This window comes from Arthrobacter oryzae, from assembly GCF_037911235.1.
GTDB classification, from domain to species: Bacteria; Actinomycetota; Actinomycetes; order Actinomycetales; family Micrococcaceae; genus Arthrobacter; species Arthrobacter oryzae_E.
In genome coordinates this window covers 184,853-198,078 of sequence record NZ_JBBLYW010000065.1, presented here as the reverse complement: position 1 = coordinate 198,078, position 13,226 = coordinate 184,853, and the positions used below count along the sequence as shown (strand labels likewise).

At 64.7% G+C, this 13,226-nt stretch carries 11 protein-coding genes; 9 read left to right on the top strand and 2 right to left on the bottom strand.

Annotated features, from left to right (window positions below; translation table 11 throughout):
* Positions 1 to 12: 12 nt before the first annotated feature.
* Both WMN78_RS17855 and WMN78_RS17850 read right to left on the bottom strand, forming a co-directional pair.
* Positions 13 to 2,538: a galactose oxidase early set domain-containing protein gene (locus tag WMN78_RS17855; RefSeq protein ID WP_340535074.1), complete on the bottom strand. Its 2,526-nt coding sequence runs from the start codon at positions 2,536 to 2,538 to the stop codon at positions 13 to 15.
* A 292-nt stretch (positions 2,539 to 2,830) separates the two neighbouring features.
* Positions 2,831 to 3,508, bottom strand: coding sequence for an acVLRF1 family peptidyl-tRNA hydrolase (locus WMN78_RS17850; protein ID WP_340535073.1), 678 nt, complete (start codon positions 3,506 to 3,508; stop codon positions 2,831 to 2,833).
* A gap of 22 nt (positions 3,509 to 3,530) precedes the next feature.
* Between WMN78_RS17850 and WMN78_RS17845 the strand changes: the two genes are divergently transcribed.
* The 9 genes from WMN78_RS17845 (at position 3,531) to WMN78_RS17805 (ending at position 13,222) form a co-directional block, all read left to right on the top strand.
* Positions 3,531 to 4,955, top strand: coding sequence for a replication-associated recombination protein A (locus WMN78_RS17845; protein WP_340535072.1), 1,425 nt, complete (start codon positions 3,531 to 3,533; stop codon positions 4,953 to 4,955).
* 242 nt (positions 4,956 to 5,197) lie between these two features.
* On the top strand, positions 5,198 to 5,596 hold the full coding sequence (locus WMN78_RS17840; protein ID WP_340535071.1) for a cupin domain-containing protein: 399 nt from the start codon (positions 5,198 to 5,200) through the stop codon (positions 5,594 to 5,596).
* Positions 5,597 to 5,872: 276 nt separating this feature from the next.
* Positions 5,873 to 6,499, top strand: coding sequence for a 30S ribosomal protein S4 (gene rpsD, locus WMN78_RS17835; RefSeq protein WP_078027880.1), 627 nt, complete (start codon positions 5,873 to 5,875; stop codon positions 6,497 to 6,499).
* Between the two features lie 145 nt (positions 6,500 to 6,644).
* Positions 6,645 to 7,019, top strand: a complete 375-nt coding sequence (locus WMN78_RS17830; RefSeq protein WP_011692124.1) for a DUF948 domain-containing protein — start codon at positions 6,645 to 6,647, stop codon at positions 7,017 to 7,019.
* A 17-nt stretch (positions 7,020 to 7,036) separates the two neighbouring features.
* A complete protein-coding gene (locus tag WMN78_RS17825) occupies positions 7,037 to 7,267 on the top strand; it encodes a DUF6167 family protein (RefSeq protein ID WP_305941194.1) in 231 nt (76 codons plus the stop codon).
* Between the two features lie 112 nt (positions 7,268 to 7,379).
* Positions 7,380 to 10,058, top strand: coding sequence for an alanine--tRNA ligase (alaS, locus tag WMN78_RS17820; RefSeq protein ID WP_340535070.1), 2,679 nt, complete (start codon positions 7,380 to 7,382; stop codon positions 10,056 to 10,058).
* 7 nt (positions 10,059 to 10,065) lie between these two features.
* Positions 10,066 to 10,665: a Holliday junction resolvase RuvX gene (ruvX, locus tag WMN78_RS17815; RefSeq protein ID WP_340535068.1), complete on the top strand. Its 600-nt coding sequence runs from the start codon at positions 10,066 to 10,068 to the stop codon at positions 10,663 to 10,665.
* A gap of 167 nt (positions 10,666 to 10,832) precedes the next feature.
* Positions 10,833 to 12,365 carry an endolytic transglycosylase MltG gene (gene mltG / locus WMN78_RS17810; protein WP_425341175.1) on the top strand — a complete coding sequence of 511 codons (1,533 nt, stop codon included), beginning with the start codon at positions 10,833 to 10,835 and terminating at the stop codon, positions 12,363 to 12,365.
* Positions 12,362 to 13,222, top strand: a complete 861-nt coding sequence (locus tag WMN78_RS17805; protein ID WP_340535065.1) for a shikimate dehydrogenase — start codon at positions 12,362 to 12,364, stop codon at positions 13,220 to 13,222. Before mltG ends, WMN78_RS17805 begins: the two co-directional genes overlap by 4 nt.
* Positions 13,223 to 13,226: the final 4 nt, after the last annotated feature.

Here is a 13,226-nt window from a genome sequence, read left to right as displayed (position 1 = left end):
TCCTGAGAATGATCATGAGATCCACACCCACTTGGCGATGCTCGGGACACCGTCAGCATCGAGCACTGAAAGCATGTAGGGTCCGGGCGGAAGGAGATTCGGGTTATTCGGTACTTGGGCTGTGCGGTTGCCGCCCGTTCCCGAGATCGGAAGGTCCACGAGACGCGTATTGGTGTCTGTCTGGTGGGTCGCGGACATCGGCGACATGAGGGATGCGGAGGAAACGTTGCCTGTAACCCCCAACTGAAGGGACTGGCCGTACGTGGCTGCCGCCGGAGCGGCAGTTATGGTGGGCCGCGTGCCCTTGAACAGATATGGCGGGCTGTAGACGGAGATCCGAAGCTCGAAGGAGTTATCCAGGGGATTCGACCCCATGATGGCCACCTTGCCGTCGGGCAGCAGGATCGACGTCGAGTGGTAGTTGCGTCCCACCGGATCAGCCCCGATTTCCTTCCACGTGTTGGTGGCGGGGTTGTACACGGAGGCGCTTTGCACATTCCCTGCGCGGTTCAGCTGGGAACCATTTGCCGCGAGGACAGTACGATCCGGCAGATTGACGAGGTTGACGTACGTCTTTCCGGGGCCCGGAAGATCGGGTCCTGGCACATATGCGGGCGACGGCTGCTTGAAGTCGATAATGTCCACGAGGTTGATGCCAGGAGCGTTTCCGTCTGTATTACCGCCGCCCACGATCATCAGCTTCTGGTCCTGGGCCGGCCCGATGAAGACAGAACCGGCCTGGTCCCTCATGTCCTTCTGACGCAGCCCCGGGACGTCCCACATTTGCGCCGTGGTCCAGTCGTATACCCGGGCACCGGTGCCGGGGAGGCCGTTTCCGAACGTGTGGCCGCCGGTGTAGAACATTTTGCCGTCGTCAAGCAGGAACATGTGGGGGTAGGTGCCCCAGTAGCTCCATGTCTGCGGGACCTGGTTCTGCGGCAGCCAGTCCATAGCCGAGGTGTCGAACATTTCTGTCAGGACGGTTCCCTGTGCTTGTTCGTCAATGCCGCCGGCGGACCAGACGTCCCCGTTGCCGAGCTTGGTGAGTGACGGGTACCAGTGGGCACCGGTCATGTCACCGATCTGGTGAAACTGGTTATCGGCAGGATCGAAGTAATAGCTCTTTTTTGCGCCCTTGAAGGCGGTGGGCCCGTCAGTGTTGCCGGGGAAGGCTTCGGTGCCGCCGGCCAGGAGGACCTTCCCGTCCGGCAAGGTGACGTGGCCCGCGCAGAACATGTCGTAGGGGACCGGGACGTCCTTGAAGGTGTTGGTTCCCGGGGTCCAGACCACGGCCTTGAACGAGCCCGCAGTGAAGGCTGCCCCATCGTTCCCCGAACCCGCGATCAGCAGCAGGCGCCCGTCGTGAAGCAGCGTCGAATGGATGGCGCGGATGGGAAGCTGGGTTGTAAGGACGTCCCAGGAACCAACGAGCTCCGGCGCGCCGGCGACTGGCGGGGGCGCGGGGTCGTACTTGACCATTGAATAATTGGTGGTCTTCAGCGAGCCGTTGGCACTGAGGGACAGGCCAAAGGAGATACGGTCAACGCCTTGGGGTATCACCGGGGTCCGCGCCTGTGCCGTGGTCCAGGCCGCGCTGGCCGGCAGTGTTTTCAGGTCGGTCCAGTATTGCCAGCCCGTGGCAGTGTGAGCGAAGACCGTGAGGTTTGCCCCCGGAATGGCACTTGTCTTGTAATCGACCTTGAGATCGTACTGCGAGCCGGGCAGTACCGCAGGCGCACAGCCTGCCGCCTCCGATTGGATGAGTTTCGCATCGCCGGAAACATAGGCGGAAATTGTAAGATCCTGTGACCGCGTGCCTGCCGGCGAATTCACGGGAACGTCGGTGGAAAGGGACGAGGCGAGCTGTCGGTTTCCCCAGCCGCCAATGCTAAAGCAGGTGGGGGTTTGTGCGCCGGCGGCCAAATTGCCATTGACAATTAGTTGCCCCGTGTTCGGCACCGGTTCACCCGCCACGTTTTGCACTAATGAATAATCGTCGGTGACTAAAGTCCCATTTGCCGAGAGCGAAAGGCCAAAGGCAATTTGATCGGTACCTTCAGGAATTACCGGGGTAGTGGCGGCGGCGAGGGTCCAGCCGACCGCGGCTGCCTGTCGCTCGATGTCGCCCCAGTAGCTCCACCCCTGCGCAGTATGCCGGAAGACCGTCAGCGACACCGGTGCGGTGGACTTGTACCAGATGCCCATCTCGTAGGTTTGTCCGGGCGCGACCTTGGGGGCGCAGTCAACGCTTTCCGTCTGAAGCAGCTTGCGATCCCCCTGGGTGTAGCCGGTGACCGTCACCCCATAGGAGCGGCCGCCATTCCGGCCCTGGGCGAAGGACCACTTGCCTGGCGTTCCCCAGCCTGAGGGCTTGAAGCAAGTGGGCTGACCGGTGCCCAGTTCCAGGGAAGGATTCTTGACCAAATTAACGGGTTCGGCAGCCGATGCCACCATGGGATCACCGCTGAAGTAGCTGGCTGTACATAGGAGTGCCAGCGTCGCCGCAATTATTCCGGTCAGGCGGGGGGATTTCTTCATCGTGATGCACCTGCCGTTATCCATGGGTTGCCCGATTGCAATGAACGCAGGGTGCCTCGGCCTTTATGAATAGCACATGAGAATTGCGCTACTAACGTTCCCATTGCGCGGCCCCCCGCAATTAATCGAGACTTGAGACGAATTGATGGGGAAAGTCTAACTTTGGGCATATTGCGCAGAAACGAGTGGTGACTACTTGTTATTTTTGCGCATTCACTCGAAGGGGGAGTTGGCTACCTAACGAACAAGGGGGCAACTCCTGTGACACCTGAGTGCGATGAGCCTGGGGAGGCTAGGCGGGCGGGTCTGTTACCGTGATTCGAACTGAACACGCCTCCGCCGCGGTTTGCTTCAACACGGAGGCGCGCGGATCCGGGACGTCCAGGAACGGCAGGCGGCTTAGCGCGGCGTAGCGCTTCAGTGCCGGCTGGCTGAGCACCTGCTCGGCCAGCGGGCGGTCTCCGCCAGGCACGAGGTACTCGATTCGCTGCCCTTCGAAGATCCGGCCGGCGTGCTCGGAAACTGCCTCCACGAGGGCGTCCGTCTGGTTGGAGCGCCGCCGGGCGAAGCGCTGCTGGGACGATCCGCCGGCGGCGGTCCGCGACTGGATGTGGCGGGTACCTGTCTTGGACACCACTGCGGCACCATCACGGACCACCGCCACGGAGTATCCGCCGCGGCGGACAAGCACCAGGCCCAGGGTGCGTGACTGCGCCGCCAGCGAAGCTAGCCGCTCCAACGCATCGCTGCCCCGGCCCGGCCGGCCGTCCGCCGGCCACGGGGCCTGCAGAAGCGCCACGGCGCCGTCCGCCGCGGACACCTGCAGGCCGCCGTCGAGCTCTTCCATGGTGACTTTGCCGTGGCTTGCGGCAAAACGCTCCACCCACCCCGGCAGCCGCACCCCGGAGACGTATGCCACGCGGGACTCTGGTGCGGGCATCGTGTGGTTCTCCGTTGTTAGTGGCGTCATGAACTAGAAGTAGCCTATCTATGTGGATGATCTCTTTGGCCAGGGGCCGGACAACGACGACGACGGCGGGACAGTGACGCCCTCCGGGTCGGCGGTTTCCGGGCTGGCCGCCGGCCGGACGCAGCCCCGGAGCCCGCTGGCGGTCCGGATGCGGCCGCGGACCCTGGACGACGTCGTGGGCCAGCAGCACCTGCTGGGCCAGGGCTCCCCGTTGCGGCAGCTGGCTGCCGGCGCCGGTGCCGATTCCGCCGGACCTGCCGGCCCGACCTCCCTCATCCTGTGGGGACCTCCGGGGACCGGCAAAACCACGCTGGCACATGTGATCGCAAAGGGTCCTGGCCGGAAGTTCGTGGAACTCTCCGCCATCACGGCAGGTGTGAAGGACGTCCGGCGCGTTATGGACGAAGCGCTCACGGCCCGGGACCTCTATAAGACCACCACGGTGCTTTTCCTCGACGAGATCCACCGCTTCAACAAAGCCCAGCAGGACGCGCTGCTGCCCGGGGTGGAAAACCGCTGGGTGGTGCTCGTGGCAGCCACTACGGAGAATCCTTCCTTTTCGGTCGTCTCCCCGTTGCTGTCCCGTTCACTGCTGCTGACGCTCCGCCCGCTGACCGACGCCGACATCGAGGGACTGGTGCAGCGCGCCGTGGCGGATGCCCGCGGGCTGAACGGGAAGGTGAAGCTCAGCGAGGAAGCACTGGCCCATCTGGTCAGGCTCTCAGGCGGAGACGCGCGCCGTGCGCTGACAGCGCTGGAAGCGGCGGCCGGCGTAGCTTTCGGCGACGCCGACGACGCCGACGACGGCCCCGTGTCCGTGGAACTGCGGCATACCGAGCGTGCCCTGGACGTTGCCGCAGTCAGATACGACCGTGCCGGCGACCAGCACTATGACGTTGCCAGCGCCTTCATTAAATCCATTCGCGGCTCCGACGTGGACGCCGCACTGCACTACCTGGCCCGCATGCTGGAAGCAGGGGAGGACCCCAGGTTCATTGCCCGCCGGATCGTGATCTCGGCCGCGGAGGATGTCGGTATGGCGGACCCCACGGCGCTGCAGACCGCCGTCGCCGCGGCACAGGCCGTGCAGCTGATCGGGATGCCCGAGGGGCGGATCGTGCTTGCTGAGGCCGTGGTCCACCTGGCAACGGCCCCGAAGTCCAATGCCGCCTACATGGGCATCAACAAGGCCACGGCCGACGTCCGGGCCGGGCTGGGCAACGGTATCCCTGCCCACCTGCGGGACGCGCACTATCCGGGATCCAAACAGCTCGGGCACGGTCAGGGCTATAAATATGCGCATGACGCACCGCATGGTGTGGCCACACAGCAGTATCCGCCGGACGACCTCGTGGGCCGGGATTACTATCAGCCCACCGCCAACGGGGCCGAACGCGACATTTCCACCCGGCTGGAGCGGCTCCGGAAGATCATCCGCGGCGGGTGACGGGATCTGCCGGGGCTGGCTGGGCAAATACCCGTTGACTTCCGACGGGGGAGGGCTAACGTTGAATTACGCCAGCACAGATCTGTTTGACGTGCGTGCCTTGAGGGGGGATATCAGCACAAATGCCGGTTGTTCGTACACCCAGGCCACAGGTCGGCGGCCGGCACAGCATCAGCTTGGCACAACCTTCATGCGTCCTCTTTCAGTTCCCAGGTCTCTTTCCAGCTCCGAGGTAGTGTCCCATGTCCGTAAATTTCGTCACAGCAGTGTCCGTGAAGTCCTTTGACATGCCCGATAAGAAGCGCTGCCCTGACAAGGCGGAATTCGACCTTGTCACTGTCAACGACTACTCAGTAACCCGGCTGATCCTCAACCCCGGCTGGCGGTGGTCGGAGAGCATCAAGCCCCTCGAGAAGACCGACTTCTGCCTGCACAACCACCTCGGATTCTGTGTGTCCGGTGTGCTGGAAGTGGAAACCGCCGACGGAGGCCGTTCCACGATCCATGCCAATGACACCTACACGCTGCCTCCGGGCCACGACGAGTGGGTGGTGGGCAACCAGCCGTTCATCGCCGTCGAGTTCCTGGGCGCCGCTTCCTTCGGCCGGCCGGCCAGCCGCGGCGTTCACGCGCGTATCTGATGCGCGATAACTGAACCGGCCGGCAAGCAGGACCAGGCAGGCAGGACCAGGCAGGCAGGACCAGGCAGGCTGGACCCGGCCGGGGCGGCAGGCCTCATCATGGTAGGATTGTTCGTTGTCTGGCAAGGCACGGACGCGCAATCCCACTGATATTCAGCATTTCATGCTGTTCGTGAGGTTACGCCTGTGCCCAGTAGCAAAAGGCAGCGGTTGGCCGATGCTCTCCATCGTGGAGGCCAGTAACACTGACACACCGCAGATATTGGAAGGACACAAGTGGCTAACAACACTCGTGCTCGCCGTACCGCACGCCTCTCGCGTGCACTCGGCATTGCTCTGACCCCCAAGGCCGCCAAGTACATGGAGCGCCGCCCGTACGGCCCCGGTGAGCATGGCCGTGCCCGCAAGAAGCAGGACTCCGACTACGCCGTACGTCTGCGCGAAAAGCAGCGCCTGCGCGCCCAGTACGGCATCCGCGAAGCCCAGATGACCCGTGCCTTCGAAGAAGCACGCCGCACCAAGGGCCTGACCGGTGAAAACCTGATCGAACTGCTCGAAATGCGTCTCGACGCCCTCGTGCTGCGTGCCGGCTTCGCCCGCACCATCGCCCAGGCCCGCCAGCTGGTTGTGCACCGCCACATCCTGGTTGACGGCATCCGCGTTGACCGCCCGTCTTTCCGCGTCTCCGAGGGCCAGCTGGTCCACGTCCACAGCCGCAGCGAGACCATGCCTCCGTTCCAGGTTGCAGCAGCCGGCGCCCACCGCGACGTCCTGCCCCAGGTTCCGGCCTACCTGGACGTCAAGCTTGACGCCCTGCAGGCCCGCCTGGTTCGCCGCCCGAAGCGCTCTGAGGTTCCCGTAACCTGCGAAGAGCAGCTCGTCGTCGAATTCTACGCACGCTAAATAAAAGCAGCGTATACAAAGAAGCCCGTGGCAAGCGCCGCGGGCTTCTTTGTATGTAAGGTACTGGGGGGAGTTCCGCAAGAGCGGCCATGATGCCGGTGCGGAACCCGCAGCATTCCACGGAAACACAAGGAGATGAACGTCTATGTCTGGTGGCGATATTGCCGGCCTGATCGCGGCAGGGGTGTTTGCGCTCCTGGTGCTGCTACTCGCCGTGCCCATCCTGAAGCTTGGACGGGTTTTTGACGAAGTCCGGACGTCCATCCGTTCGATCAGCGACGGCGCCACGCCCCTCATGGACGAAGTCACGGCCACGGTCTCCACCACGAACCAGCAACTGAAGAAGGTTGACGGCATCTCGTCCAACGTCTCGGACGCTTCGGCCAACATTTCCGCGCTTTCCTCCCTCGTGGCGGCAACTGTGGGATCCCCGCTGATCAAGGTGGCAGCCTTCAGCTACGGAGTCCGCTCCGCCCTGTCCGCCCGCAAGAAACCCGCCACCGGCCGCCGCAGCCGCTAATCCTGACGGAGCACCCAATGAAAAGAATCCTCTGGATGGGAATCGGCGTCGCCATTGGCGTGATCGCCTTCCGTAAGATCACTGAAGCCCAGTCCACCCTTGGGCCGGAAGGCCTCAACCGGGCGGTGGGCCGGCTCGCCGACGGCATCTACGACTTCGCTGACGCGGTCCGGGACGGCATGCAGGAACGGGAATCCGACCTGAGGGCAGCCTTGGGCATCGACACCCAGGACGTGGTGCGGCGCTAGCCGCAGTTGCGGGAGAATTAAACGGGCAGTACCCAGGTATTTCGGTACTGCCATCTGAATCAAACTGTCACGCGGCTGAACGCGTGAGCCAAGAAGGGTAAGTAACCAGGTTATGAAGTCGCAGGAGATCACCAAGCGCTGGATCGACTTTTTCGTCAGCAAGGGCCACACGGCGGTGCCATCCGCATCCCTCGTCTCCAGCGACCCCTCCCTGCTGTTCACGGTGGCCGGCATGGTGCCGTTCATTCCGTACCTCACAGCCCGCGAAGAGGCGCCCTACAACCGCGCCACCAGCGTGCAGAAGTGCATCCGCACCGGCGACATCGAGGAAGTCGGCAAGACCGCACGCCACGGCACGTTCTTCCAGATGTGCGGCAACTTCTCCTTCGGGGACTACTTCAAGGAAGACGCCATCAAGTTCGCCTGGGAACTGCTCACCACGGGCGTTGACGACGGCGGCTACGGCCTGCCGCCCGAGAAACTCTGGGTCACGGTCTACGAAGAGGACGACGAAGCCGAGCAGCTTTGGCTCAAGAACACGGGCATGCCCGCCGAGCGGATCCAGCGGATGGGCAAGGCGGACAACTACTGGTCCACCGGCCAGCCCGGTCCGGCCGGCCCCTGTTCCGAGATCTACTACGACCGCGGTCCGTCCTATGGCGTCGAGGGCGGCCCGATCGCCGACGAGAACCGCTACGTCGAAATCTGGAACCTCGTGTTCATGCAGTACCAGATCGACAACGTCCGCTCGAAGGTGGACTTCGACATCACGGGTGAGCTGCCCAAGAAGAACATCGACACCGGCCTCGGCATGGAGCGCCTGGCGATGATCCTGCAGGATGTCGAGAACATGTACGAGACCGACCAGGTCCGTCCCGTCATCGACAGGGCCGCTGAACTCTCCGGCAAGGAATACACCTCCGCCGAGTCCGCCGACGACCCCCACCACACTGACGACGTCCGGATGCGCGTGGTGGCCGACCACATCCGGTCCGCGCTCATGCTGATCGCCGACGGCGTGACCCCCTCGAACGAAGGCCGTGGCTACGTGCTGCGCCGCCTGATCCGCCGTGCCGTGCGCTCCATGCGCCTCCTGGGCGTCGAAAAGGCGTGCCTGCCGGACCTCCTCCCCGCCTCCCGTGACGCGATGAAGGGTGTCTACCCGGTAGTGGAGACCGACTTCGACCGCATCAGCCGGATCGCCTACGCCGAAGAGAAGGCGTTCCTGCGGACCATTGCGTCCGGTACGGCCCGCCTCGAGGACGCTGTCAAGGATTCCAAGGCAGCCGGCCGGCCGCTCTCCGGGGCCGATGCGTTTGCCCTGCACGACACCTACGGTTTCCCGATCGACCTGACCCTGGAAATGGCGGAAGAAGCCGGCCTCAAGGTCGACGAACCCGAATTCCGGAAGCTGATGCTGGAACAGCGGCAGCGCGCCCAGGCGGACGCCAAGGGCAAGAAGGGATCGCACGCCGACCTCAGCGCCTTCCAAGAGCTGCTTGCCGAGGGTGAGACAGTCTTCACCGGGTACACAGAGCTCGCCGGCGAGTCCAAGGTCCGCGGCATCCTTTCCGGCGGCCGCAAGGTCTCCCAGGCCTCCACGGGCGAGGAAATCGAGCTGGTGCTTGCTGAGACCCCGTTCTACGCAGAGGCCGGCGGCCAGGCCGCCGACACCGGACTCATCACTGGCGACGGCTTCGTCGTCGAGGTCCTGGACGTCCAGCGGCCCGTCAAGGGACTGAGCGTCCACAAAGCGATCGTCCGCGAGGGCGAAATCGGCGCGGACTCACTCGTCCAGGCCGCGGTGGACCGCGAACGTCGCCACTCCGCAGAACAGGCACACACAGGCACGCACATCGTGCATGCCGCCCTGCACCAGATCCTCGGTCCGGAGGCGCTGCAGCGCGGCTCCTACAACAAAGCCGGCTACCTGCGCTTTGACTTCGCCTGGGGCGAGGGGCTCAGCGCCGCCACGCGCTCAGAGATCGAGGAAGTTTCCAACCTCGCCATCCGCAACAACTTCCAGGTGGAGACCAAGGTCATGGCACTGGCGGAGGCCAAGGCGCTCGGTGCCATGGCTCTCTTTGGAGAGAACTACGGAAACGAAGTGCGCGTCGTGGAGATCGACGGCGCCTGGTCGCGCGAGCTTTGCGGCGGCACCCATGTGGCCAACACCTCGCTCATCGGCAGCCTTTCGCTGCTGGGCGACCAGTCCGTAGGCTCCGGGAACCGCCGCGTGGAAGCCTTCGTGGGAATGGAGGCGTTCCGCCACCTCGCCGCCGAACGCGCGCTGGTCACGGAGCTCACGGAAATGCTGAAGGTGCCGTCGGGCCTGCTGGCAGACCGCATCGCCACCACCCTCACCAAGCTCAAGACGGTGGAAAAGGAACTGGAGCGCCTGCGCAAGGAGCAGCTGACCGCTGCCGCTGCGCAGCTGGTCGGCACGGCAACGGACGCGGCCGGAGTGAAGGTCATTGCCCACGACGCCGGACAGGTCAGCGGCGCTGACGACCTCCGCGGACTGGCGCTCGACCTGCGCAGCCGCCTCGGCTCCGAAGCCGCTGCAGTCGCGGTAGCAGGCGTGAGCAACGACCGCCCCGTGATCCTGGTTGCCACCAATGAAGCCGCCCGTGCTGCGGGCGTCAAGGCAGGAGCCCTCGTTCGGCTCGCGGCCGGGATCCTCGGCGGCGGCGGCGGCGGCAAGGACGACGTCGCCCAGGGCGGCGGCACGGACGCCGCGAAGGTGCCGGCGGCGCTTACCGCCGTCGTGGACGCCATCACGAGGCGATAACCGGACCGTGAATCAATCTGCTGCACCCGACGCCTACCCCCAAGGCATCAAACTGGGGGTGGACGTGGGCACCGTCCGCGTGGGCGTTGCCGTCTGCGACCGCGACGGCATCCTGGCCACACCGTTGAAGACGCTGGAGCGGAACGCCAAGAAGAATACGGATGTCCGTGTGCTGGCGGCTCTGGCCGCCGAACTTGGCGCCGTCCAGATCTTCGTTGGCCTGCCGCGCACCCTCAAGGGTGAAGAGCACGCGTCGGCCAGGATGGCGACGGACTACGCGGAACTGTTGGCGCAGGCCTTGGCGGGCCGCGGTTCCGACATTCCGGTGCAGCTTATTGACGAGCGTTTGAGTACGGTGACGGCCCACCGCAACCTGCACGAAGCTGGCATGAGCAGCCGGAATCACCGTAAGGTAGTGGATCAGGTTGCCGCCGCAGGAATTCTGCAGCACGCAATCGACATGCAAAAAGCCAGGGGAACGGATGTAGGAAGCCGCGTGTTTGCGGCTTCCCAGCCGGGGCTGTCCGGAGACGCCGCAGCGGAAAACGCAGGGCAGGCCGTCTCAGGAATCAATGTGCAATCTTCAGAAAATGGAAGGCTACAGTGAGCCCGGTCAACAGCGGCGAGTCCTCGGGAGAGGAATTCAGCGACTCCGGACGTCAGCTGACGCGCAAGGAAATTCGGGCCAGGGAAAAATCCCTGACGACCGAAGGCAACGACGTCGTCCCACCGCAGGCATTCGAAACCGGCCCTTCGCCGCAGGTTCCTCCCGCCATGCCGGCGGAGCCGCCCACTGTTCAGCACGATGCTGTTCAGCCCGATGCTGCTGCGCACGACGAATTGCGCCACGAAGAACCCGCGTACCAGAACGTGCCGTCGCACCAGGAGGAACCCGTGCACCACGAAGAACCCGTGCACCAAGCAACCTCCGCGGAGGGCGACCCGCACGCTGAGCCGGATGCCTATGATCCGCACGCTGACCTGCACGGAGAAGCCGCTCACCCGGACTTCGCTGCGGACCACGCCTACGCCGGGCACCCCGACGACGTCGGGCACACGCCCTACGCCGGGCACCCAGACGACATCGGGCACGCGGGCTACGCGGTGCACCACGAGGACGAGGCGCATCATGTCTACGAGGATGCCGACGTCTATGCAGCCGGACACCACTCCGAGCAGCACTTTGACGAACCGGAACATCCCTTGATGGCCGGAGCCGCGACCGTCGCTGCCGCCCCGGCCAAGTCCAAGAAGGTCCGCCGCCGCCGCCGATGGCTGGCGCTCCTGCTGACGCTCGGGGTCTTCGTCACCGCCTTGGTGGTAGGAGCCCAGTTCCTGAAACCCCTGCTCGGCGGGGATACCATCGCCGACTACCCCGGCCCCGGCACCGGGGAAGTGAATGTATCCGTGGAGCCCGGTGAAGGCACCCGCTCTGTCGCCACCAAGCTCGCGGAGCAGAAGGTCGTCGCCAATGCGGACACGTTCCTGCGGGAGCTCACCGCGTCCGGGGGCACTGTTGCCCCAGGGGATTTCCAGTTCCGCCAGGAAATGAAGAACTCCGATGCCGTGGCCGTGCTGCTGGGCAAGGGCGAAGGCAAGGTCATGTACTTCGCCCTGAGCGCCGGACTGCGGATCGGCGAGTCGTTGCAGGCTATATCGCAGGGGTCCGGCATCCCGGTGACGGAACTGAAGGCCCTCAGCGACTCCCCGGTCCAGTTCGGGCTGCCGGAGAAGGCCAAGAACCTAGAGGGTTACCTGGCGCCCGGCGAGCACCGCTTCCCGGTGGGGACACCGGCCAAGGAGATCCTCCAAAACCTCGTGACCACCACGGTCGACGAACTCAAGGCTCAGGGTGTCACGGATCCCGCGAAGCAGTACGACGTCGTGACGGTTGCCAGCATCGTGCAGGCCGAAGGCGGGCAGGCCGAGTATGGCGACGTCGCCGGTGCCATCTACAACCGCCTCAAGCCGAACAACACCGAGACGGCCGGCCTGATCCAGTCCGACGCCACGGTAACCTACGGGCTGGGAATCAAGAGCTTCCACATCGACGAGGACCAGAAGGCTGACAAGTCGAACCCCTACAACACCTACGCCAACCAGGGTCTCCCGGTGGGTCCCATCGGTTCGCCGGGCAAGAATGCCATCGATGCGGCCGCCAAGCCGAAGTCGAACGAATACATGTACTGGGTGACTATCAACCTGGATACCAAGGAGACGAAGTTCTCCAAGACGCTGGCTGAGCACAACGTCTACGTGGAGCAGTACAACGCCTGGTGTGCCGCCAACGCGGGTCGTTGCACGTGACCTTGAAGGCTGCCGTTCTTGGGCACCCGATCGGCCATTCGCAGTCCCCGGCACTCCACCGTGCCGCCTACGCCCGCCTCGGCGTGGACGTGGAGTACTCCGCCGTCGATGTCACCGTCGCTGGCCTCCCGGCGTTCATGGCAGCAGTCCGCAACGAGCCCGGCTGGCGCGGACTGTCCGTCACCATGCCGCTCAAGACCGCCATGTTTTCCGAAGTGGACGAGGTCCGCGGGGTGGCACGCGTCCTCGGTGTGGTGAACACTGTCGTGTTTGAAGCCGACGGGCCGTCCATCCGCCGTATCGGCTACAACACGGATGTCGCGGGCATCGTCAACGCCGTGCGCCACGCCGGCGTGGCCTCCGCCCCGTCCGCCGTGGTCCTGGGCGGCGGCGGAACCGCCGCTGCCGCGATCGCAGCGCTCAAGGATCTGGGTGCGCAGTCCGCTGATATCTACGTGCGTGATGTGGGGCGTGCTGCGGAAGCACGGGCCGCTTCCGACGGCGTGGGCCTTCCGGTCCGCGTTCTTCCGCTCTCCGGCGCGGCACCCGCAATGGCCGCCGCCGACGTCGTCATTTCCACGCTCCCTCCGCACGGGGCCGACGCCCTGGCGGAGGAGCTGGCATCCCTCCGGATCCCGACTCCGGGGGTGCTGCTGGATGTCGCGTACGACCCCTGGCCCAGCCGCATTGCCTCCGTCTGGCGCGACGGGGGAGGCGCCGTGGTTCCCGGACTGGAGATGCTGCTGTACCAGGCAGTGGAGCAGGTCCGGTTTTTCAGCGGCCTTGGCGACGACGTCACGGCCGAAGTCATAGATGTGATGTGTGACGCAGTCGGGGCACCTCGACGAGTGTTCTAACCGC

Coding starts and splice junctions, on each gene's coding strand:
- alaS (WP_340535070.1), top strand. CDS start 7,380: ATGAAGTCGCAGGAGATCACCAAGCGCTGGATCGACTTTTTCGTCAGC.
- WMN78_RS17840 (WP_340535071.1), top strand. CDS start 5,198: ATGTCCGTAAATTTCGTCACAGCAGTGTCCGTGAAGTCCTTTGACATG.
- WMN78_RS17825 (WP_305941194.1), top strand. CDS start 7,037: ATGAAAAGAATCCTCTGGATGGGAATCGGCGTCGCCATTGGCGTGATC.
- WMN78_RS17830 (WP_011692124.1), top strand. CDS start 6,645: ATGTCTGGTGGCGATATTGCCGGCCTGATCGCGGCAGGGGTGTTTGCG.
- WMN78_RS17850 (WP_340535073.1), bottom strand. CDS start 3,508: ATGACGCCACTAACAACGGAGAACCACACGATGCCCGCACCAGAGTCC.
- mltG (WP_425341175.1), top strand. CDS start 10,833: ATGCCGGCGGAGCCGCCCACTGTTCAGCACGATGCTGTTCAGCCCGAT.
- WMN78_RS17855 (WP_340535074.1), bottom strand. CDS start 2,538: ATGAAGAAATCCCCCCGCCTGACCGGAATAATTGCGGCGACGCTGGCA.